At 65.5% G+C, this 22,434-nt stretch carries 22 protein-coding genes; 10 read left to right on the top strand and 12 right to left on the bottom strand.

The features are described 5' to 3' along the window. The first annotated feature begins 97 nt into the window (after positions 1-97). From AB4879_RS13285 to AB4879_RS13320, 8 genes are all read left to right on the top strand, one after another. A complete protein-coding gene (locus tag AB4879_RS13285; RefSeq protein ID WP_370508312.1) occupies positions 98-481 on the top strand; it encodes a DUF6319 family protein in 384 nt (127 codons plus the stop codon). 125 nt (positions 482-606) lie between these two features. Beyond that, positions 607-891, top strand: coding sequence for a hypothetical protein (locus tag AB4879_RS13290; RefSeq protein WP_370507945.1), 285 nt, complete (start codon positions 607-609; stop codon positions 889-891). A 164-nt stretch (positions 892-1,055) separates the two neighbouring features. Next, positions 1,056-1,643 (top strand): TetR family transcriptional regulator C-terminal domain-containing protein, encoded by a 588-nt coding sequence (locus tag AB4879_RS13295; RefSeq protein ID WP_370507946.1) that lies wholly within the window; start codon positions 1,056-1,058, stop codon positions 1,641-1,643. Between the two features lie 184 nt (positions 1,644-1,827). After that, positions 1,828-2,790, top strand: a complete 963-nt coding sequence (locus AB4879_RS13300) for an aldo/keto reductase (RefSeq protein WP_370507947.1) — start codon at positions 1,828-1,830, stop codon at positions 2,788-2,790. Next, positions 2,790-3,533 (top strand): SDR family NAD(P)-dependent oxidoreductase, encoded by a 744-nt coding sequence (locus AB4879_RS13305; RefSeq protein WP_370507948.1) that lies wholly within the window; start codon positions 2,790-2,792, stop codon positions 3,531-3,533. The genes AB4879_RS13300 and AB4879_RS13305 overlap by 1 nt, the downstream gene beginning before the upstream one ends. A 6-nt stretch (positions 3,534-3,539) precedes the next feature. Beyond that, complete coding sequence (locus AB4879_RS13310; RefSeq protein WP_370507949.1) at positions 3,540-4,406, top strand: ABC transporter substrate-binding protein; 867 nt, start codon at positions 3,540-3,542, stop codon at positions 4,404-4,406. Positions 4,407-4,611: 205 nt separating this feature from the next. After that, positions 4,612-5,865, top strand: a complete 1,254-nt coding sequence (locus AB4879_RS13315; RefSeq protein ID WP_102806680.1) for a cytochrome P450 — start codon at positions 4,612-4,614, stop codon at positions 5,863-5,865. Beyond that, positions 5,858-6,529, top strand: coding sequence for a TetR/AcrR family transcriptional regulator (locus tag AB4879_RS13320; protein WP_370507950.1), 672 nt, complete (start codon positions 5,858-5,860; stop codon positions 6,527-6,529). The genes AB4879_RS13315 and AB4879_RS13320 overlap by 8 nt, the downstream gene beginning before the upstream one ends. On the opposite strand, the gene AB4879_RS13325 is transcribed toward AB4879_RS13320, so the two are convergent. Then, positions 6,515-9,061, bottom strand: a complete 2,547-nt coding sequence (locus AB4879_RS13325) for an ABC transporter (protein WP_370507951.1) — start codon at positions 9,059-9,061, stop codon at positions 6,515-6,517. The genes AB4879_RS13320 and AB4879_RS13325 overlap by 15 nt on opposite strands. Before the next feature lie 169 nt (positions 9,062-9,230). Here AB4879_RS13325 and AB4879_RS13330 point away from each other — a divergent pair, with 169 nt between their 5' ends. Both AB4879_RS13330 and AB4879_RS13335 read left to right on the top strand, forming a co-directional pair. After that, positions 9,231-10,058: an RsiV family protein gene (locus tag AB4879_RS13330; RefSeq protein ID WP_370507952.1), complete on the top strand. Its 828-nt coding sequence runs from the start codon at positions 9,231-9,233 to the stop codon at positions 10,056-10,058. 24 nt (positions 10,059-10,082) lie between these two features. Beyond that, entirely contained in the window at positions 10,083-10,481 is a 399-nt protein-coding gene (locus AB4879_RS13335) for a nitroreductase family deazaflavin-dependent oxidoreductase (RefSeq protein ID WP_370507953.1), read from the top strand. Positions 10,482-10,525: 44 nt separating this feature from the next. On the opposite strand, the gene AB4879_RS13340 is transcribed toward AB4879_RS13335, so the two are convergent. The 11 genes from AB4879_RS13340 to AB4879_RS13390 form a co-directional block, all read right to left on the bottom strand. Then, positions 10,526-10,864, bottom strand: coding sequence for a hypothetical protein (locus tag AB4879_RS13340; protein ID WP_370507954.1), 339 nt, complete (start codon positions 10,862-10,864; stop codon positions 10,526-10,528). A gap of 359 nt (positions 10,865-11,223) precedes the next feature. Continuing rightward, positions 11,224-11,931: a PAS and ANTAR domain-containing protein gene (locus AB4879_RS13345; RefSeq protein WP_370507955.1), complete on the bottom strand. Its 708-nt coding sequence runs from the start codon at positions 11,929-11,931 to the stop codon at positions 11,224-11,226. 1 nt (position 11,932) lies between these two features. After that, a complete protein-coding gene (locus tag AB4879_RS13350) occupies positions 11,933-13,180 on the bottom strand; it encodes a glycosyltransferase (RefSeq protein WP_370507956.1) in 1,248 nt (415 codons plus the stop codon). Positions 13,181-13,259: 79 nt separating this feature from the next. Continuing rightward, complete coding sequence (locus tag AB4879_RS13355; protein WP_370507957.1) at positions 13,260-14,354, bottom strand: enolase C-terminal domain-like protein; 1,095 nt, start codon at positions 14,352-14,354, stop codon at positions 13,260-13,262. Beyond that, positions 14,351-15,901, bottom strand: a complete 1,551-nt coding sequence (locus tag AB4879_RS13360) for a GMC family oxidoreductase (protein ID WP_370508313.1) — start codon at positions 15,899-15,901, stop codon at positions 14,351-14,353. Before AB4879_RS13360 ends, AB4879_RS13355 begins: the two co-directional genes overlap by 4 nt. 85 nt (positions 15,902-15,986) lie before the next feature. Then, positions 15,987-16,697, bottom strand: a complete 711-nt coding sequence (locus AB4879_RS13365) for a gluconate 2-dehydrogenase subunit 3 family protein (protein WP_370507958.1) — start codon at positions 16,695-16,697, stop codon at positions 15,987-15,989. Further along, a complete protein-coding gene (locus tag AB4879_RS13370) occupies positions 16,697-17,149 on the bottom strand; it encodes a hypothetical protein (protein WP_370507959.1) in 453 nt (150 codons plus the stop codon). The genes AB4879_RS13365 and AB4879_RS13370 overlap by 1 nt, the downstream gene beginning before the upstream one ends. Then, positions 17,146-18,942 (bottom strand): thiamine pyrophosphate-requiring protein, encoded by a 1,797-nt coding sequence (locus AB4879_RS13375; protein WP_370507960.1) that lies wholly within the window; start codon positions 18,940-18,942, stop codon positions 17,146-17,148. Before AB4879_RS13375 ends, AB4879_RS13370 begins: the two co-directional genes overlap by 4 nt. A gap of 54 nt (positions 18,943-18,996) precedes the next feature. Then, positions 18,997-20,013 carry an SDR family oxidoreductase gene (locus tag AB4879_RS13380; protein ID WP_370507961.1) on the bottom strand — a complete coding sequence of 339 codons (1,017 nt, stop codon included), beginning with the start codon at positions 20,011-20,013 and terminating at the stop codon, positions 18,997-18,999. After that, a complete protein-coding gene (locus tag AB4879_RS13385) occupies positions 20,010-21,812 on the bottom strand; it encodes a glycoside hydrolase family 15 protein (RefSeq protein WP_370507962.1) in 1,803 nt (600 codons plus the stop codon). Before AB4879_RS13385 ends, AB4879_RS13380 begins: the two co-directional genes overlap by 4 nt. Then, entirely contained in the window at positions 21,809-22,336 is a 528-nt protein-coding gene (locus AB4879_RS13390) for a hypothetical protein (RefSeq protein WP_370507963.1), read from the bottom strand. The genes AB4879_RS13385 and AB4879_RS13390 overlap by 4 nt, the downstream gene beginning before the upstream one ends. Positions 22,337-22,434 lie beyond the last annotated feature (98 nt).

The raw sequence follows: 22,434 nt of genomic DNA on the forward strand, positions 1-22,434 counted from the left end.
GCACGTGCAAGCCACTGCGAATGTTGTTCAGGAGGAACACGACGTGACCACGACCTTAGACACCCAGGCAACCGAAGCACCGTCCACCCGCGCTGACATGCCCGAGGCGTTGCTTCGCCCGATCGAGACGACGATGGCCGACAACCCGGTTCCGCCTGGGCCCGCCGAGTCGACCGAGCCCGTGAAGGCGCCGGCCAGGAAGGCCGGCAAGAAGACCAAGACGCTTGAACTCACCCTCACGGTCACCAGTACGGCCGACGGCGAATGGCGCGCCGAACTCAAGCGGGGCACCACCTACGTGGCTCGCAACCTCGCGATCGCGGCGGCCGCCGTGTCGCGGGCAGCCAGGGAACTGCATCAGGATCTGGCCGCTCCGATCGACGAAGTCATCGAGGAAGCGCGCTCGGAGCAGGCCGCCCGGGTTGCCGCACTCGAGGCCGAGCTGGAGGCCGCTCGCGCGGCTCTTGCCGATCTGGACTGACGCCGCAACCGGCCGTGATGTCACCGAGATCAGTGCGACATGCAGGTGAAGCCGCACCTACGGGTTTCGAATCGGCCGAATCTGTGAATTATCTGCGTGCTGTTCCCAACCGAGAGAGGTTCCCAGTGAAGCGAATCGTGTACCCCGTCCTGGCGGCATCGGCGGCGGCAGCCGTCCTGAGCGGCTGCTCGGCCTCAGAGGTCGTGAACACCGGCGGCGACACCAAGTGCAAGGACTTCCTCACTCAAGACGAGAAGAAGCAGAACGACGAAGTCAGCAAGATGCTCAAAGACAAGAGCGGGCAGGATCCGGCGAACCTGGAGATCACTGCCACCAGGACTTCGGTGACGGTGTACTGCCAGACGCTTGGCAAGGAAGACACCAAGATCTCTGAGGCTCCGCACGGCTGAGCACTCCCTCGCGTATCGCTCGGCGACGGACGATTGGGGCGCGCAAGGCGCTCGCCGATCTCGACTGATCCGGTCCGACAGGCACTTTCGTCCTTCGCCGGGCGTGCCGACCACTTGGTGGTCAGAAACAGCCAGTAAGTGACCAGTCGACTACTATCGGTTACATGCCGCGGCCAGCGAATCCTGACGTCCGGCGGCGACTCCTCTCCTGCGGCATGGCCCTCGTTCACTCGCACGGATTTGCCGCGAGCGGAGTAAAAGACATCACCGACTGGGCCGGTGTGCCGAAAGGCTCGTTCTACGCCTACTTCGCAAGCAAGGAAGCGTTCGCGGTGGCGATCCTCGAGCACTACTGGGCCGACATCGAACTTCGCATCTTGCCCATCCTGGAGTCAGATGGTTCGGCGCAGGAGCGCATCACGCGCTTCTTCCACGCCCTCGCCGACGAGCACGAGGCCAGCGACTTTCTGCTCGGCTGCCTGGTAGGCAATATGTCCCTGGAACTTGGGGGCTCGAGCGAGGCGGTGCGCACCGAACTCAACCGCATTCTGGGCCGATGGGACAGCGCCCTTGCCGGTTGTATTCGCGCCGGGCAGGCCGCCTCGGAGGTCCGCTCGGACCTCGATCCGGCCGAACTTGCCGCACTGTTGATCGAGGGGTGGGAGGGAGCGGCGCTGCGGGGCAAGGTGACTCGAAGCCGCTTACCGTACAACCGCTTCGAGGACACCGTCGTCCCTGCGCTACTTCGCTGACCCGACGGAAATAAACAAGCCGCCGCGGCCTGTTCGGATTAATAGACGACCGGTCGCGTATACTACATAGATTCCCACCGGAGGATCACGCGCATGACAGAACGCACCAACTACGCCGATCCCACACCCCGGACGCCGCCGAGTCCGTCGGTTCCTTGACCCACCTCGAGAAAGCCTGAAAAGCATGACACTGATCGATAACCCCCGTGATCAGAGTTTCACTCTCAACAGCGGCGGCACGATGCCGGCGCTCGGCTTCGGCACACTGCTCTCTGATCAGAGTCAGACACGGTCCGCCACGAAATCTGCTGTAAGAGCGGGATTTCGACATCTCGATTGCGCCGAGCGGTACCGCAACGAATACGAGGTCGGTCGGGCTATCAAGGATCTGCTCGCGGACGGTACTGTCAAACGCGAGGACCTGTTCGTGACAACGAAGCTCTGGAACAACAACCATCGCCCTGAGCGCGTCGAGCCCGCGCTGCGCGCCAGCCTGGACCGGCTCGGTCTCGACGAGGTCGACCTCTACCTCATGCACACCCCGTTCGCGTTCAAGCCTGGCGACGAGCAGGATCCCAGAGACGCGAACGGAGACGTCATCTACGACGACGGCGTCACGCTGGAAGAGACCTGGAGTGCCATGGAAGCACTCGTCGACAACGGACTCACCCGGGCAATCGGCCTATCGGACATCGACGTCGAGAACACCAGGCGGATCGTCGAATTCGCGCGCATCGCACCGGCGGTTGTCGAGGTCGAGTCGCATCCGTACCACCCGCAGTGGGAGCTGTACGAATACTGCCGCAGTTCCGACATTGTCCTGTTGGCGTTCGCACCGCTGGGGCACGCGCTGACTCCGCGCCTGCTGGACGACCCTCTGGTCGTCCAGACTGCCCGCCGGTTCGACAGCACACCCGCTCAGGTCCTGCTGGCGTGGGGCGTGCAGCGTGGCACGGCGGTTCTCACGTCGACGGTCACGCCCGAACGCATCGCTGAGAACGTCAACGTCGCCGCACTCCCCGCGAGCGCGATCGACGAGATCAGCACGCACCTCCGCACTCGCCACCGGTTCAACTCCGTGGTGGACGCTGGCGAGCCGGGCTTCCTCGAAGTGCCGTCGACCATGACAACGAATGGAAAGAGCTGATGTCACGAGTTGCAATCGTCACCGGGGCGAGCAGAGGAATCGGCGCCGCCACGGCGCGGACCCTCGCTCAGCGGGGTGACCGAGTGGTCGTCAACTATCGATCCAGCGCCTCGGAGGCGCAGAGCGTAACCGCCGACATCGCTGCGGCCGGCGGTGAGGCGATGGCGATCAAAGCAGATGTCACCCAGGCCGACGACGTTGCCGGCATGGTCGACCAGGCCGAACGCCACTGGGGCGCTGTCGACGTCGTTGTACACAACGCGATGATTCCCTTCGACGTCACCTCGTACGCCGATCTCACCTGGCAGCAGCTGGGCGGCAAGTTGGAGCGCGAGTTGCGCGCCGCGTACCTGATCACGAAAGCGGTTACACCAGGCATGATTTCGCGCAGATACGGCCGCCTGGTCTTTCTCAGCACCGGGCTGTCACGACGCCCCCGCGAGGGCATGATCGCGTTGGGCACCGCGAAGGCCGCGCTGGATCAGTTCGTTCGCTACATCGCTCTCGAACTGGCTCCAGATGGAATCACCGCCAACCTCGTCGCACCGGCCACGGTCGACGAGACGGCGATCACGGCGCAGCTCGCTTCCGAGAAGTTGGAGCGCCTGCGTGAAACGAACCCGATGGGACGCTTGGTCCGGCCGGACGAGGTCGCTGCCACTGTGGCGTTCCTGGCGAGCGACGACGCCGCGTTCACGACCGGTCAATACCTGCCGGTCAACGGCGGCCTAGCGATGGACTGAATGACCATGGAGACGATCGATTTGGCCTACGTAGGCCGAGGCGTTCACGAAGAGCTGGTCGCCCATGTTGCCGACCAGGAGGGCTATTTCAGCGATGAGGGCGTCCACGTCGCGGTTCACGACGGAACCGGGTGGGACGAAGATCGGCTGCGCTCCTGCGCGACGATCGGACTCGGCAGAGGCGTGCTTGCGCGGCTGACCGATGGCATTCCGTGGACCGTTCACAGTGTCAACACCAATCGCCCGCTGTTCTGGTTCATCGGGCGCGACACCGTCACTTCGATGGCCGAGCTCCGCGGTCGCCGACTCGCGGTGCATGCTCCACACACCGCTCCGGGTTGCTTCGCCCGAATTGTGCTTCGCCGGCACGGGATCGACCCCGATCACGACGTTCGTTGTGTAATACGCCATCCCGGCGACTATCAAATGGACTTACGTCGGCTACGCGAGGGTTCGATCGACGCCGCGTACGTCGGCAGCACCCTGGGCCCAGAGCAGATTGCCCGAGAAGAGGGTTGGCACGTATTGGCGTGGGTGGGCGATCATTTCGAGATCCCCACCGTCGGGATAGCAGCTGACGCCACACGGTTCCCCGCCGAGGACCCGGCCTTGCAGGCACTCATCCGAGCCAATCAGCGAGCGCTGAAGACTCTGTCCGAACAGCCTGACCTCGCGATCGACTACCTGGCGTCGTTCCTGAATCGTTTGACCCGCGACGAGGTCGCGAGCTACCACGATCGCTTCATCGGGCCGTACTTCACCGCAGACGGGCGCACCGACATCAAGGCCGCGCAAACCGCTCTCGACGCAGCTGCAGGCGAACTGGGTGTCGATTCCATGCCTGCCGACCAGATCTATCGACTGCCCCAGTGAAGCAGCGCTGTTGGTTCCTCACGAGTCCGCCCTCTTGATCACTCAGGACATCAGACCCTGAAACGTATGATCTGCCCGGGGGGACCGCTGCACATTGTGCAGATTTTTGGGCCTTTCATTGACGCTACTTGGATATGGTCATACACTTTCTCCTTACATGTCCGCGTGCCCGCGACCTGGAGCCGACAGGGAAGTAGAGACACCGATGAACGCCGCTACCAGCGCGCCCAACGTCTTCGACGCCGGTCTGCCCACGTTCAGTTACGACCTCGACGCCACACCAAACGACATCTTCGCTGACCTTCGCACTGCGCAATCGCAGGCGCCCATCGCGATCGGTCCTCTGGGCCCGGAGATCCTGTCCTACGATCTGGCTCGGGAAATACTGCGCGACAACCGATTCCGCCTACCGCCCGGCATCACCCTGGCGGCGCAGGGCATCACGTCGGGCCCGCTGTTCGACAAGTTGGCGAGCAGTCTTCTCGGCTTGGACGGCCCACCCCACATTCGATTGCGCAAGCTGGTTTCCAAGGCGTTCACCCCCCGCGCGACATCGCGACTCACCGAGACGATCCACGAGGTGGTCAACGGACTGATCGACCGGGTGGTGGATGCCGGGAGTTGCGACGTCGTGACCGACATCGCGCGCCCCTACCCCACTCCGATCATGTGCGCGCTGATCGGTGCGCCTTCGGAGGACTGGCAGCTGTTCTCGGACTGGACCGAGCAGATCTTCAAGGCGTTCAACTTTCAGCCGGACGCCAACTTCGACGAGTCCGAGATCATGCGCGCATGGGGCGAACTGGACGCCTACGTCGACGACATGGTCGCCGCCCGCCGGGACAATCTGACCGACGACTTGCTGTCGGAGCTCATCCGCGCGGAAAGCGACGGCGACCGTTTGAATCTGGACGAACTCCGCGGGCTGGTGGCCGGTTTTTTGATGGCGGGAACGGATACGACGCGAAACCAGCTGGCGGCATCGGTGCAGGTGCTCTGCGAGCATCCCGACCAGTGGACGAGACTGCGGGAGCATCCCGAGCTTGCGATGCAGGCGGTCGAGGAGAGCATGCGACACTCACCCGCGGCCTGCATCGTGCCGCGTGCGGCCCTCGAGGATGCCGAGTTCGGCGGTTACCTGTTCCCCGCCGGGACCTTCGTTTTCGCGAACACCTTTGCCGCCAACCGAGATCCCGCGATCTATGACGATGCCGACCGCTTCGACATCGCCCGCAAGGACGTACCCGCAATCCTGACCTTCGGCGGCGGTGCGCACTACTGCCTCGGCGCCAACCTCGCGCGCCGGGAACTCGCAGAAGCACTCGTCGTGCTCACTCGCCGCCTGTCTGCCCCTCATCGCACCGGTCCCGCCCCATGGAAATCCATACTCGGAATGACAGGGCCGACAACACTTCCCATCGCCTTCGATGCCGACATGTTGGTGACAGCCGGTGCGTAGCCGCGGCTGGGCGGGCTCCACACCTGCCTCCGACGAGGAAGCGATCGGCCGAATACTGGACGCGGTGGATCAGGTGGTTCTCGCCAACGGGTCCGCGCTACGCCTCGCCGACGTCGCCCGCGCCCTCGGCGTTACTCGCCAGACGGTGTACCGGTACTTCCCCAACGCCGATGCGCTACTGATGGCCAGCGCGATGCGTGCGGTCGACGGCTTCATCGACCAGGTTGTCCGCCACGTCAGCGGACTCAAAGATCCGGTGAGTGCCATCGTCGAAAGCCTGGCGTTCGGAATCGAGAACCTTGCGGGCGATCCCCAGCTGGAGAATCTGCTGACGCAGCGCCACGAGGGGCAGGCCATCACCTCGCTGACGTCGCAGACCGCGGTCACGTTCTGTCTATCGGTCTTTCGGCGCCTCGACGTGGATTGGGCTCTGCACGGTTACGACAGTGCCGCCTTGGGTGAACTCGCCGAAATGATGCTGCGCACCGTCCAATCCATCCTCATCGATCCCGGGCAGCAGCCACGCGAGGGAATCGAACTGCGCCGCTTCATCACTCGATGGCTCGGTCCGGCGATCCTCTATCCGCGCATCGTGTCGCTCGCACTCCCCGCAGGGATGAATCCGCCATCTCGGGCACGCGAACCGTCGTCATCGGGTAGCTGACACCGCCAATCGCTTCGCCAGAAACGGCGCTGTGCGGCTGTCTGTCGCACGCGCCACGTCCTGGGGCAGCCCGGCCGCAACAACCCGACCGCCGTCGCTGCCGGCTCCGGGACCCAGGTCGATCACCCAGTCCGCACCCGCGACCATTCGCATGTCGTGTTCCGCCACCACCACGGTATTGCCCGCGTCGACCAGGCGATGTAATTGGCGGTCAAGCAGATCCACGTCGGCGGGGTGTAGCCCGGTGGTCGGCTCGTCGAGGACATACAGCGTGTGCCCTCGGCGGGGGCGCTGCAGCTCGGATGCGAGTTTGATCCGCTGGGCCTCACCGCCGGACAGCTCGGTCGCGGGCTGTCCGAGGCGGAGGTATCCCAGGCCGACCTCGCGCAGCGTGGTCAGGCTCCGCGCCGCGCCGGCGACGTCGACCAGGAACTCCGACGCCTCGTCGACGGTCATCGCGAGCACGTCGGCGATCGTACGGTCGCGATAGCGTACGTCGAGCGTCTCATCGGAATAGCGCGCACCCTTGCACGCCGGGCAGGTTGCGTAAGTTCCTGGCAGGAACAACAGTTCGACCGATACGAACCCCTCCCCCTGACAGGTCGAGCAGCGACCTTCGGCCACGTTGAACGAGAACCTGCCTGCCGTCCAGCCGCGGCGACGGGCTTTCGGTGTCGCGGCGAACTCGCGGCGGACTGCGTCGAACAAGCCGGTATAGGTCGCCAGCGTCGAGCGCGGCGTCCGTCCGATCGGGCGCTGGTCGACCGATACCAGCCGGCTGATCTCTTCGACGCCCTCTGCGGCCACGCCGAGGCTTGCGTCGTGATCGAGATCGATTATCCCACTGTCAGTTTCGTCGTCAGCCGGTTCGGCCGGCTCGGCGGCGTGGGCCGTGCCGAGATGGCTGCTCACGACATCGCCGAGAACTTTGACGACGAGCGTCGATTTTCCCGACCCGGACACTCCGGTGACGGCGGTGTACACCCCGAGTGGCACCTCGACGTCGACGTCTTTCAGATTGTGGAATCGGATCCCGCGCAGCCGGAGCCACCCGGACGGCGTTCGCAGCGGGCGAGACGGCCGGGAGCGCCCTCCGAAGAGGTACTGGCGAGTGACCGACTCCTCGACCTGGGCGAGACCCGGGACCGGGCCGCTGTAGAGCACGTCCCCGCCACACTCCCCGGCTCCGGGCCCCACGTCGACGATCCAGTCGGCACGGCTCACCACGTCCATGTCGTGCTCGACGACGAAGAGCGAATTGCCCGCGCGCCGTAGCCGATCCAGCACGTCGAGGAGCGGTTCGACATCGGCGGGGTGCAGTCCGGCTGACGGTTCGTCAAGCACATACAGCACACCGAACAAGCCGGCACGCAATTGGGTGGCCAGCCGCAGCCGCTGCAGTTCACCCGGTGACACCGTCGGCGTGCGGCGACCGAGCGTCAGATAGCCGAGGCCGAGATCTATCAGCACCTGCAGGCGTGCGACGAGGTCGGCGGCGATCATGGTCGCCACTTCGGTCAGTTCACCGGAGTCTGTCGACTCATATGCAGCGGCCGCGTCGGTCCGAGATGCTGCCGGGCGCAACGTGTCCGCGAGGTCGGTCAGCGGCATGGCCACGTAATCGGCGATGGTGCGTCCGGCGAACGTCACCTGCAGCGCCTCCGGCCGAAGACCGGAACCATCGCACAATGGGCATTCGACGCTGTCGACGAACTGGAGAACCCGGCGGCGCATCATCGCGCTCTGCGAGTTGGCCAGCGTGTGGCGTACGTGACGTTCGGCGCTGGAGAAGGTGCCGTTGTAGTAGTAGTCAGCCTGCACGGGGTGCCGAGTCGGATCGATTTCCACCGTTGGCTGCTCGTCGGTGAACAGGATCCACTTACGTTGTCGCTTAGGCAGTTTGTTCCAGGGCTTGTCTATGTCATATCCCAGCGTGACGAGGATGTCGCGCAGGTTCTGTCCCTGCCATGCGCCTGGCCATGCCGCGACTGCGCCGTCGCGGATGCTCAGTGACGGGTCGGGTACCAGCGTCTCTTCGGTGACCCGGTGGATTCGTCCCAGCCCGTGACACTCCGGGCATGCTCCTACGGCTGTGTTCGGGGAGAACGCATCGGAGTCCAATCGTTCCGTCGCGCCGGGCGGGTAGGTTCCGGCGCGGGAGAACAACATTCGGAGCAGATTGGACAAGGTGGTGACGGTGCCGACCGTCGACCGCGACGTCGCCGAACCCCGGCGCTGCTGCAATGCGACTGCAGGGGGTAGCCCGGTGATGTCGTCGACTTTGGGTGCGCCGGTGGGCAACAGCAGGCGGCGCGCGTAGGGCGCGACCGACTCGAAGTAGCGGCGCTGGGCTTCGGCATAGATGGTGCCGAAGGCCAGTGACGACTTCCCGGACCCGGAGATGCCCGTGAACGCCACCAGCGCGTCACGCGGTGCCGCGACGTCGACACCCCGCAGGTTGTGCACCCGAGTCCCGTAGACCCGCACACAAGGGTCGATGCCGTCCGTACTTGTGAAGGACGAGTCAGTCATGATGGCCTCACGAGTACCCTTGTTGCGGTGCTGCGACGCACCTTCGCGTCACCCGCATCCAAGCCTCGACTAGGCTATCTAGCGCCGATGCCGTCGGGGGCGCTTTTCTGGCGTGGTGACGATGATCGTTGGTCGCGGCACGTGCCGCGTTTGCCTGGAGGTTGAAGCCATGCGTTCTTTCAGCGCGGCTGTGATTGCCACAGTTGCCGCCATGTCCTTTTCGTCCGGACTGGCGGCAGCCGCCCCCAAGGATTACTGCGCCGACCTCAAAGGCGGCAATACCGGCAGCACCTGCGAGATCCAGCTCTCCGACCCGGCGTACAGCGTCGACATCAGCATCCCGCTGGACTACCCGGACCAGAAATCGGTCGCCGACTACATCTCCCAGACGCGTGACGCGTTCCTCAGCACGGCCAAGTCCGGCGCGCCCAGCGGCACGCCCGCCACGTTGAGCATCAAGGCGACGGAGTACAACTCGGCGATTCCCCCGCGCGGCACGCAGGCCGTGGTGTTCACCGTCACCCAGAACGTCGGCGGCGGGCCCTCCACGACGACCTACAAGGCGTTCAACTGGGACCAGAGCTACCGCAAGGCGATTACCTACACGGCCGCACCCGACGACAAGCAGAACACACCGCTGTGGCGGGTGGACGATCCGCTGAAGACCGTCGCGCCCATCGTCGCGTCCGAACTGCAGCAGCAGCTGGCACCGCCACCGCCGCCGCCGGCTGCGCCACCCACGCAACCCGGGCAGCCGGTGACGACGACACCGTCCAGCACTACTTCCACCACGCCGCCGCCACCGCCGCCGCCGCCACCGCCGCCGCCGCTGGCGTTCGTGCCGGGGGCGCTTTACAACCCGGCCAACTATCAGAACTTCGCAGTGGTCAACGACGGGGTGATCTTCTTCTTTGACCAAGGCGCGTTGTTGCCCGCCTCAGCCGGCGCCCTGCACGTTCTGGTGCCTCGGTCCGCGATCGACCCGATGATCGCCTAACACTCGGGTGAGGGAGGGGCTTTCATGCGAGTGCCGCGCGAGATCGCACGCTTCAATCGCCACGTCACCAACCGCGCGGCTCAATCGATCACCCCGTGGCTTCCAGGGTTGGGAACGCTCCAGCACGTCGGACGCAAGTCCGGTAAGCGATACCGGACACCTCTGTTGGTTTTCCCGACCCGAGACGGCTTCGTCATCCTCATCGGCTACGGGCTCGAATCGCACTGGCTGAAAAACGTTTTGGCCGGCGGGGTGACGGCGCTGGAGAAGCGGACCACAGCGATCCCTCTGGACAATCCGCGGATCTGCAGCAAGGCTGACGCGGCGAACCTCGTCACACCCGCATTCCGGCCGTTCTATCGGCTATTCCCCTACAACGAAGCAGCGTTGGTGCTGACGAGGAGTGCACACACGTCGCCCTGAACGCGTGGCAGCGATCGATATCCCACCGGCGCCCTGCCACGCCGTCACGGGGAGGATCGAACCTCGGTGTCGGGCTGCGCTGGTTGTGGTGCCGCCCCACCGGGAAGCTCGCTCAGACCGATGCACGTCCCGGTGTCGGAGCCGTCACACGGTACTCCGCGGATCTCGGGCAACTGATTGGGGCCGCGCTGGTTCACTTCAGCCTGTGGCGGATCAATCGACGGCAAGCAGCCGTCGAAGTAGATCTGGCTGGTTTCGTTGGTCGGGCAGGGATCGGCAATCGGGGTGGCAGGCGAGGCCTGGATCATTCCCATCGCCAGCGGAAACGCCGTCGCGGCAGACAAACCACCGATCATCGTGGCTAGTCGTGTTGTGCTCTTCACCGAAAAATTCCTCTCCGTGTGCTGCGGTATGCCGTGTGGCTGGACCGTGGTAGCTCGATGCCCCCCACAAACGAAACGGCGGTGACACGCAGTCCTCGTCCGTAGCCCTGACGCTCGGGTCGCTCCGTGTCGCATCGGGCTACGTAACCTATACCCACAGTCGCGCTGAGCAAAAGCTGTCACGGGAATTATTTTCGGGACTGGAAAAGGCGACGGCGTGCGGTGCCGATGCATAGTGATGACGTTGCAGCGCAATCGATTCACGTTGACGGACATAGGATGCCAGACGACTTTCGCTCTGGGCGCGGGTAATTACGCTCAGTGACACCTGCGGTTCGCCTCAATTCGGCAGGTGCCCGTCAGTCATCGAAGGTCATTGTCATCAGGTAGCGGTGCACCGTCGTGCTGGTGGCCGCGGGAAGGCCGATGAGGCCTGGCAATTCGGCGACGAGCCGTTCGGCGACAGTGAACAACTTCACGTTCAGTTCTTGAGATCGCCACTTCAACACGTCGAAAGCAGCGTCGGGTGTGATGCGGTAGATCGCCATGAGCATCCCTTTGGCGAGGTCGATGGTCTCGCGGTGCGCGACGATCTCATCGAGCTTCTCGTTGAGCGAAAGCTCCAGATCGTCGGCGAAACCCTCGGTGACGTCGATGTAGAAGCCCCGAGTGGCCGTGATTCTGCCGTGGTGGTCGGTTACGGCGTCGCCGACCACGACGACCCTGCGGATTTCTCCGGTGGCGGTGCGGATGCGGTGGCGGCTGCTGAACGGCGCCGATGTCGGTGTGAGTAGCGCACGCACCCGCGCGAGGTCGTCGGGATGTTTGTGGCTGAGCACCAACTCGGTGGTGGGAGTGACCTCGCTGGGCCGATAACCGTGCATTCGAGCCACGGCGTCTGACCATATCCAGGTGTCGGTTCCGTAGTGGTATTCGAATCGGCCGACGCGTTGCGGCGGACCATCGAGCACCGCCTCGTCCGTTGGGCTTGGCGCCGGTCCGTGGACTGTCGGCTGCGCAGCCGCAGCGGTGAAGCTGCCGCACTGGCGTCGGTTGTCGGCGGACACGTCACGACCCTCTCCGTGAGATGGCCGAATCCACCCCCGGCGTGCGGTTGCGGTCGTGCTCGCCGCGAGTTCCGGTCGCCTTGTGGTAGATACGCAGCATCTCCTCGGCGATCCGGTCCCAGGTGTATCGCGCGCAGACGCGATCCCGTCCGGCGAGTCCCAGGCTGCGCCGGAGGAACGTATCGTCCAGGATCGGTGAGGCGGCCGCAGCGATGGCGCGGGGGTTGCGCGGCGGCACCAGCCGGCCGGTCACGTCGTCGACGACGGTGTCCAGCGTGCCGCCTACCGCCGACGCGATCACGGGAATCCCGCAGGCCATTGCCTCCAGGGGAACGGTTCCGAAGCCCTCGTACCACGGTGCGGAGATCACGACGTCGGCTGAGCGGAGCATGTGCGGCATGCTGCTATGCGCGATTGCCCCGGTGAACACCACCCGGTCGGCGACACCCAGCTCGGAGGCGAGCTCTGCGAGCCGTCGCACTTCGGCACTGTCGCTCAGGTGTCCGGGGTCAGGGCCACCAACAATGATCAGCTCGGCCTGCGGAATATGCCGGAGAGCCAGGATTATTGTGTCAAATCCCCTGTCGGCCAACGATGTAGCCGCCGCGACAATACGTGGGCGCTCGCCGTGCTCGACGCACGTGCCGTGAGCGCAGAACTCGTCTGCGTCGACGCCGCACGGCACGACCGACAGGCGCGAGCGCGGAACCCCGAACCGGGCCAGTTCCTGTACCTCTTCGGTGCACGTCGCGACAACCCACGATGCATGCCGGGCGACCAGTCTCTCGAGCTTCGCGCGTGCGTCACTGTCGGCCTCCCGTCGACCAAGCTGTCTCTCTTTGACAGCACAAAGCTCATGGAAGGTCTGCACCGTCGGGACCCCGCTGCCAAGGGTCGCCAATTCCGTTGCGACACCAGATGTCCAGAAGTGCGCATGCGCCACATCTGGTGCGGATTCGGCCCACCCGAGAGCCAGAGAATGGCCGAATTCGCCGAGATAATCCGGGATTTGGGCTTCAGACACCGGCTCGGGGGGGCCGGCATCCACGTGCACCACGGTGTACCCGTGTGCAGTCGCGATGCGATCCGGGCTGTCCGGGTCGCTTCGCCGCGTGTATACCGTGACCTCGTGGCCTTGCCGTGCCACCGCGGCGGATAGCTGTGCGACGTAGATACTTCGAGCGTCCGTGTATGGGGCGGTGGTATCCGCCAGCGGGCTGGCATGTGTGGACACTACTGCTGCTTTCATCCCGTACTCCTTTCGTCGAGTGCCGAGCTGGTGCCGCCATGCGGGCCGTCCATGTGCCCGATGGGCAGCGAACCGCTCGTCAGGTGTGTCGGTATCGTTCGGCGTCCTCGGCGACAGCCACGCCGTGGCCCGGGCGATCGCGCGGAGGATGGAGGTGACCGTCTCGGGGGGTGGGTGCGCCGTCGAACACTTCCGCCTCGAGGCGGGCGTGGTCGACGAAGTATTCGAGGTGGCGGAAATCGGGGACCGCGGCGGCCACCGGGACGTGCAGGGCGGGAGCGCAGTGCGCGGAGACTTGCAGGTTGTGAGCGGCGGCCAGCGATGCTGCCGCAAGCCAGCCGGTGTAACCGCCGCAGCGAGTGACATCGAGTTGCAAACAGTCGACCACCGGAAGTAGGCGCCGCGCGTCGTAGAGATCGGCGACGTACTCCCCCGCCGCCACATCGCAGCGCAGTGCGCGTCGCACCTCATTGAGACCTTCGGTGTCATCGCTGCTCACGGGTTCTTCGAACCAGACAACGCCGAGGTCGTCGAGCGCCGCGCCGATCCGCCGAGCCTGGCCTTGGGTATATGCGCCGTTCGCATCGACCATCAGCTCGACATCGTCACCTGCCAGCAGCCGCAACTGGCGAACGCGGGTCAGGTCGCGGTTGAGGTCGGCACCCCAATCCTGTCCTATCTTGATCTTCATCGCCGTGCACCCCGCGGCCTGCCACGATTCGATCTGTCGAGCGAGCCGGTCATCGTCGAGGTTGGTGAATCCACCTGAGCCGTAGATTCTTACAGCCCCACGGCGTTGACCGATCATTTCTGCCAGCGGCTGGTGTAGCAGTTTGGCTTTGAGGTCCCATAATGCGATGTCGACCGCCGAGATCGCCTGCATCACGAGCCCGCGGGTGCCGTAGTTGCGGCAGGTGCGGCGCATCGCTTCCCAGGCGCCGGCGACAGCGAACGGATCTCGGCCGGTGAGCACCTCGGCAAGGTGTTCGATGACGACGGAGCCGGCGGCGGGCGAGCTGTAGGTCCACCCCATTCCCGAGGTGCCGTCGGCGTGCACATGGACCACCACTGCGGTGGTGGCATCCCAGGTCAGGGTGCCGTCAGCTTCGGGTCCGTCGGTGGGCACGGTGTAGGTGGCGACCTGCAGGTCCTCAATCAGTGGGGGCGCGGTCATGACGATTTGGCGTGAACGGCAAGCAGATCGGCAGCGCGCGCGGCCAGTGCCATGATCGTCAGCGCCGGGTTGGCTGCCCCCTGGGTCGGCATGACACTGCCGTCGATGACGTAGACACGGTCCACACCGAAGACACGGTGCTCGGAGTCGATCACCCCGTCCTGCGGGCGCTGCGCCATCCGGGCACCGCCGACGAGGTGGGCGTAGCGCTCAATGGTGATGACCTCTTGTGCGCCGGCCGCGCGCAACAAGTCGGACATGACGTCAGTGGCGGCGCGAATGAGCTGTTGGTCATTGTCGCACTGGCTGTAGGCGAAGTGCGCAACCGGCAGACCGTGCCGGTCGGTCTCGTCGGCCAAGGTGACGCGGTTACCGGGCTGTGGCAGTAGCTCGCACAGTGCGCCCAGAGTGGCCCAGTGGACGTAATCGCGCATGTATTCCCGCAACGTCTGTCCCCAATGCCCTTGTGCGGCAACATGTTCTGCCCATGCGATAGGCAATGGGCTGACGGTTTGGATGGAGAAGCCGCGTCGGTACGGCTTGGTCGGGTCGGTTTCGTAGAACTGCTCGGTGCTGACCTCCGGCGGGGGCGCCTTGTACATCCGGATGTCGTCGTCGAAGCGGCCGGCCACCTGGGGCGCCCCTTGCACCATGAGGTTACGGCCCACCTGGTCGTGGTCATTGCCCAGTCCATCGGGGTGCGCCTCGGTTGCCGAAAGCAGCAGCAGGCGGGGGGTTTCGATGGAGTAGCCGGCCACCGCCACCGCGTGTGCGCGCTGGCGGTGCATTCTGCCGGCATGGAAATACGTGACGCCGGTTGCGGCGCCGGTGCGCTCATCGACCAGGATGCGGCTGACGTGGCTGTCGGGCCGGACCTCGGCGCCGTGGGCCAGCGCGTCGGGTATGTGGGTGATCAACGGGCTGGCCTTGGCGTTCACCTTGCAGCCCTGGATGCAGAAACCTCGGTAGATGCAGTGCGGCCGGTTACCGAAGCGGCCGTTGGGTATCGCGACCGGCCCGACGCGCATGTCGATGCCCATGGCCTCGGCGCCACGCAGTGCGGTCAGGCCGTTGCCGCTGACCGGGTGGGGACTGTGCGGGTATGAATGCGGATCGCCCCAGGGCCAATTCTGGCCTGCCACCGGGAGTTCGGCCTCGATCTGCTCGTAATAGGGTCGCAGGTCCTGGTACGCGATCGGCCAGTCGGCACCGACTCCGTCGACGGCGTGCGTGTGGAAGTCCGAAGGGTGAAAGCGCGGCGTGTAGCCGGCGTAATGGACCATCGACCCGCCGACACCGCGCCCGGAGTTGTTGGAGCCCAAGGGAACCGGATCCGACCCGCCGATCTGACGTGGGTCGGTCCAGTACAGGCCGTGCGAGCCCCGCTCGTCGCTCACCCAGTCGGTGTCGGGGTCCCAGAACGGTCCGGCGTCGAGCACCACCACTGACCACCCGGCACGGGCCAATCGCTGCGCCAGCGTGGCACCGCCGGCGCCCGCGCCGACGATGACGAGGTCGACCACATCGTCGTGCCCATACCGACGCATGTCGGCACGTAACCGGTGATTGGTGCGGGTCCCGTCGTTGGGCAGCAACCACGCCGATTCATTGCGTGCGCGCACCTCCCGTGTGTTAGCCATCGGCACTCCTGGCGGGCAGGTCGTCGTCCGCGCGCCGGGCGCGTTCCACGCGTCGCGCGAAGGGGACGGGGTCGATGTCGTCGTGGTCGTTGACCTCGAAGCCCTCGCGCGCGTTGATACCGGGGTTCAGGTAGCCGCGGGGGTAGGCAGGGCCGGGGAAGCCCATTTCGTTCCACGCCCACGGATGGGAGTAGAACGCGGTGCACGCGTAGCGCGTCCACAGGCTCCACATGTGGGTGGCGGACCAGTTGTACCAGGTCTGGCCGCGATCGGCGAGGTCTTGGACATCCTGAAGAAGCCGCGCCTGTGCGGAGCGTCCCAGCTCGGCGTAGCCGAGTTCGTAGCGACGGTGGGCGTCGGCATCCAGGGCCGCGAGCGACTCGCGCCAGGCCTGGCCGTCCGCGGGAAGGTCGTCGTAGTGCCAGCCGTCAGTCTCGCCGACGGCCAGTCGATGGTCGATCAGCGCCAGCACCGGCACCCGCGGGTCGTCGTCTTGTGCCAGCAGCAGATCGAGCATGGGCGCAGCCACAGCGACTTCCTGGGGGGTGAAGAACGCCAGCGCCTTGGGCAGCGCCAGCCGGGCCAGGACGACTCCCGCGGTCACCTCGTCCCACTGATCGGCCAGGGCCAGCACGTCGAAGCCCGGGAAGCGACCCCGGTTCTGCGGTGTGATGGCCCGCGGGTGAGAAGGGCGGATCGGCATCAGCGCGACGCTCCCGCCCCGGGCCCCGGTAGGTCTTCTCGGCGCAGCAACGCAGCCAGCAGGCCCATGCCGCCGACCAACGATGCCAACAGCGGCGCGAAGGCCGGGGGCCCGGACTCCATGTTGTACTTGGTGATTCCGCCTGGCCGCTGTCGGATTCCCCGCAGATGCAGGTAGGCGCCTTGAACACCGTTGGCCACGATCAGCGCACTTGCCGCCGGTAGGACGGTGCGCGCGGCGCGAGCGGAGAAGAACCCGGCCACCCCGGCCGGTATCGCGGTGGGCACGATGACGACGGGCCAATACATCATCTTGTTGCCGAAGCTGGCGCCGTCGTGGGACAGGTAGATCTCGGCGGTGGTGACAGCCGCGCCACCGGCGGTCAGCGCCGCCAGGGTGCGTTCGAAGCGGCCGGTTCGAATGGCGTGCAGCGCTGCGGCGATCGGTTTCACTTGTCAGCCTTTTCTTTTGGGAAGTACTGTTGCACTTTTTGTTTGACGCCTTGCTTGATGAATCCGGCGGAGTCGTCGTCGCCGCCGAGGACGGCTTTGACCAGCGACGTCGCCTGCTCGAAGGTGGCGTGCGGCGGGATCGGCGGTACGTCAGGGTCGCAGCGCACATCGAGCACGGTGGGACGGTCGGCGCCCAGCGCTCGCGCCCACGCTCCGCCCAGGGCGTTCGGGTCGTCGAGGTTCTCGCCGTGTAGGCCCAGACTGCGAGCGAAACCGGCGTAGTCGACATCGGGAAGTGACTGCGACGCTTCGAATTTGGGCGAGTCCTCCATGGCCCGCATTTCCCAGGTGACCTGGTTGAGGTCGTTGTTGTGCAGTACGGCGATGATCAGACGGGGATCGGCCCACTGCTGCCAGTACCGGGCGATGGTGATCAACTCGGCCAACCCGTTCATCTGCATCGCGCCGTCTCCGACGAAGGCGATGGCCGGACGGTCCGGGTGTGCCCATTTGGCGCCGATCACATAGGGAACCCCGGGGCCCATCGTGGCCAGCGTTCCGGAAAGGGAGCCGCGGACTCCGGCGGGGAACTTCAGGTGCCGGGCATACCAGTTGGCCGAAGAGCCGGAATCCGCGGCAATGATGGCATCGGCGGGCATGCGCTGTGACAGTTCCCAGAACAATCGCATCGGGTTGATCGGGTCGGCATCGGTCATCGCGGTGCGTTGCACCGTCGTCCACCAGCTGTCGACCCATTTCTCGATCTTGTCCCGCCAGGAACGGTCAGTCTTTCGGTGCAGCAATGGAATCAACGCTTGCAAGGTGGCTTTGGCGTCGCCGACCAGATTGATCTCGTACGGGTATCGCATGCCGATCCACTTGCCGGAGCGGTCGATCTGCACCGCGCGGGCCTGGTCGAGCTTGGGCAAGAACTGGGTGTAGGGAAAGTTGGATCCGACAGTGAGCAGGGTGTCGCAGCCCATCATCAGGTGCCAGCTCGCGGTCGTCCCCAGCAGGCCGATCGAACCGGTCACCCAGGGCAGGTCGTCAGGTAGAACGTCTTTGCCCAGCAGAGCTTTTGCCGCGCCGGCACCGAGTAGGTCGGCCACTTGGGCCAACTCGTCCTCGCAGCCGCGCGCTCCCTGACCGACCAGCAGGGCGACTTTCTGCCCGGCATTGAGCAGCTCAGCCGTCTTGCGGACGGCGGTGTCGTCAGGTGTCACGCACGGCCGACTCAGTCCGAGGCTGGACGGTACCTGCTTGAACGCGTGCCCAGGGGGCTCGTAGGTCAACTCGAAGACATCCGAAGGCACGATGATCGCCGTCGGCGCGGATTCGCTGACTGCAACACGGATCGCCCGGTCGATCAGGTTGGGCAATTGCTCAGGGACGGTACACATTTGCACGTAGTCGCTGCACACGTCCTTGAACAGACTGAGCAGATCGATCTCCTGCTGATACGAGCCACCCATTGCCGAGCGTTCCGTTTGACCCACGATCGCCACCACGGGAACGTGGTCGAGTTTGGCGTCATACAAACCATTGAGCAGGTGCACCGCACCGGGACCGCTGGTGGCCACGCAAACTCCGCACTGGCCGGAGAACTTCGCGAACCCGACGGCCTCAAAAGCTGCCATCTCTTCATGACGGGCTTGGACGAACTGCGGATCGTCGCCGGCCCGCTGCCAAGCCGCCAGTAACCCGTTGATGCCATCGCCGGGAAATCCAAAGACCTGTCGCACACCCCACTCCCGCAGCCGGGCCAACAGGACGTCCGCAACGGTGTCTTTCATATCTATGCTCCCGAAATCTCTTGTCTATGGGTCTGCGTCGAATGTCGTTCCTGATCAGCGAAGCCGCGCGACAGCGGCACCGCCGGCGATCAATGCCGCGCCGGCGGCGGCCAGTGACCACCCGTGGGCGTTCTCGGCCAGCCACCGTTGTGGTGACCGCGACCACGCACGGTCGTCGAAGATCCCGTGGGCGCCATAGTCTTTGCCGTCCACGCCGTCGAGGGGCTCCCAGAGATTGTTGGGCCGGTCCGGGCCGGTGGCCTCCCCGGTCTGTTGTGAGGAGAAGCCGGTCTTGGCGAGGTAGCGATCCAGCACGGCAGGAACCGCATGTTGACCCATGATGGTGGCCACGGTGCTCGCGCCGACCCAGTGGGTCTTGCGGCGCGGGTGGTCGGCGGCGTACACAATCGCCCGGGCTGCCACCTCAGGTTGGTAGATCGGCGGCACCGGCTGCGGGTGTCGCGGCAGCCGGGACAGCACCCAGGAGAATTGGGGCGTGTTCAGCGCAGGCATCTGAACGATGGTGACGTGGATGTCGCTGTGATCGTGCAGCAGCTCGGTGCGCAGTGACTCGGTGAATCCGTTGATGGCGTGTTTGGCGCCGCAATACGCCGACTGTAGGGGAATCGCCCGCACCCCCAGGGCGGAGCCGACCTGCACGATGGTGCCCCGGCCACGCGTGCGCATACGGGCCAGCGCGGCCATGGTGCCGTAGACGAACCCTAGATAGCTGACTTCGGTGACACGGCGGAACTCCTCGGGACTGATGTCGGCAAACGGAGCAAAGACCGAGGTGAAGGCGTCATTGACCCAGACGTCCACCGGCCCGAAAGTTTCCTCGGCTCTGGTGGCCGCCGCGTCGACCGCGGCGGCGTCGGCGACGTCGGTGGGAATCGGCAAGGCGCTGCCTCCCGCGGACTCGACCTCGGCGGCCGCCGCCGCCAAGCCGGCTTCTCCGCGGGCCAGCAATACGACGCGGTCGCCGCGGCGACCGAAAGCCTGTGCGGCAGCACGTCCGATACCGGCACTGGCTCCGGTGATCACGATCGTGCGGGGCGAGGATGTTGTCATAGTGTCTCCTTGAGGGCTGGGATGAGGTGACCGGAATCCTCGGCCGACACGTGGCCACCGAGCGGATGGCCAAGCGTCAGAGAGGTTTCCAGCAACAGGGCGTGGACGAAGGCTTGCGGGAGATTCCCGCGCAACTGGCGCTGTTCGATGTCGTACTCCTCGCACAGCAGTCCTGGTGGTCCGCAGGCTGCCCGGTTGCGTTCGAAGTAGCGCATCGCAGTCACGTCGTCGCCGAGCTGATGGTGGGCCAGCGCCGCCCAGAACCCACACAACAGGAAGGCGCCCTCAGCAGCGGCCAGCGGACGCTCGTCGTGGCGGAATCGGTAGACGAATTGGTCATCGACAAGTTCGGCACTCAGCGCGGCCACGGTTGCGACGCTGCGCGGGTCGCGGGCAGGCAGCGCCCCCCGCAATGCCGGTGTGAGCAGTGCGGCATCCATGCGGGAGTCGTCCGGGGCGCGTTGCCAGCGCCCGCTCGGATGCACGCAGTCGTCGGTGCTGGCCAGGATGGCGTCGGCCAGAGCACTCCACCGGCCGCCGTCGCCACCGCCGACTTCGCCTGCGATGGCGCGCAAACCAGCGACGCAGATCAGTCGAGAATGCGTCCAGTGCCGGTTGTCGAGCTCCCAGATCCCGGCATCGGGTTGCTGCCAGCGTTGGGCGATCGCGTCGACCGCCGCGACGGTGGCGTTGTAGGCGTCGGTGTGCAGGTGATCGTGACGGGCGGCGGCGGCGAACAGCAGCAAGGCCTCCCCGAACGCATCGAGTTGGAATTGACCGTTGGCGTGGTTGCCGAGAATGTCACTGCCGCCGGGATAACCGGGCAGGTGCAGGGAGCGCTCATTCGGGACAAGACCGCCATCGATGGTGTAGGCCGGGCGCAGCTGGGGGCCGTCGGCCAGCAGCCTGTCGGCGACGAAAGCGACGGCGTCGTCCATCAGCGGATGGGGGCCGTCGACCGCGACTGCTTGCCCGGCGTAACACTGGTCGCGGATCCAGACGTAGCGATAGTCATAGTTGCGGCCCTGCTCGGCACGTTCGGGCAGGCTGGTCGTGGCCGCCGCAACCATCCCTCCATCAGGGGCGGTCAGCCCGCGCAGAACAGCGTAGGCATGGCGGGCGTCGCGTCGCGCGATGCTGTGCTGCATCACGGGAACCGCACGCCGCCAACTGTTTTCCGTGGACTCCCACAGCATGTCGGGATTCGTGACGCGACCCTCGGCAGGCTGGTCGGAGATCTCCACGACGAGGTCGTGGGTGCCACCCTCGGGCACCACGAGGCGAGCGTGCAAGGCTGATCCGCCGTCACCCGGAGTAGCACCCGGCGCTCCGGATACTCGAATGCGAAGCTCGCCGGCGATGGCGTGCCAGCAGCCCTGGTCGTCTCGGGTCAGACGCGTCATTGCGTCGTGACCGAATCGGGCTGCCGGACGGAAGTTCATGTCGAGTCGAGCCTCGCCACGGATCGCCATCACCCGACGCATGAGCACCGCCCGGTGCGCATCGCCGGGATAGGCCAACGCTTCCCGGCATTCGACGATCCCCTCGGTGCTCACCCAGCGGGACCGCCAGATCAGGGTGCCGTCCTCGTAGTAGCCACCCCAGACGAACCTCGCCGCCGGCGTGAGGGCCCACACACTGTGACCGCCGATCAAGCTACTGAAGACGGCGTCATCAGCCCAACGCGGCGCACACATCCAGGCGATGTCGCCACGCGGTCCGATCAGCGCGCCGCGCTGCCCATCGGCCAACAGCGCATATTCGCGTAACACATGAGGTTCAGGAATCGTCGCGCTCACGGCCGGCGACCCCGTTTGCCGTGCTGCGCAGCTGGTCGTGCGGTTCGCCGGGCGATCCAGTCCGGACCTTCAATGTGGTTGGGCACCAGCCAGATTGCGACTGCGAAGTTGTAACAGAACACCAACGCCCACACGAGCAGCACCGGGGTGGTGGAACCGAAGAGGTGCGTATGGTGCACGGCAGCGACCGCGCAGATCACGACGAGCATCACCGCGCCGATACTCAAGGTCGCGGTGATCACCCGCGCGGCGCGGCGCCACACCACCGCCACCCCAGCGGCGACGGCCGCGCCGAGCAGAGTCCAACCCAAGGGTGCACTGACTCCGATATCCAAGATCTGAGGACCCGGGGTTCGCGACCGCGCGGTGATGGCCATCACCAGAGTGACTACGGCCAGAACCGCCAGGACGGCGGCTTCGGCGGCAAGCATTCTGCGCGCTTCCCGCCAGTGCGGCGGGTTCAAGCTGACCCGTCGCAGATCGTCCGTTTCGCCGGGCACCGGGCCCCGGGTATCGCGCGCCACCGCCGCTCCTTACTCTGCTCGTCCCTGCTCGCTCACCCCCTGGACACCGTTTGACCGAAATGGATGATCTCCAAACATGATGATGTGCAATTTGGTCC

The sequence above is a fragment of the Mycobacterium sp. SA01 genome (genome assembly GCF_041287105.1).
GTDB lineage: Bacteria > Actinomycetota > Actinomycetes > Mycobacteriales > Mycobacteriaceae > Mycobacterium.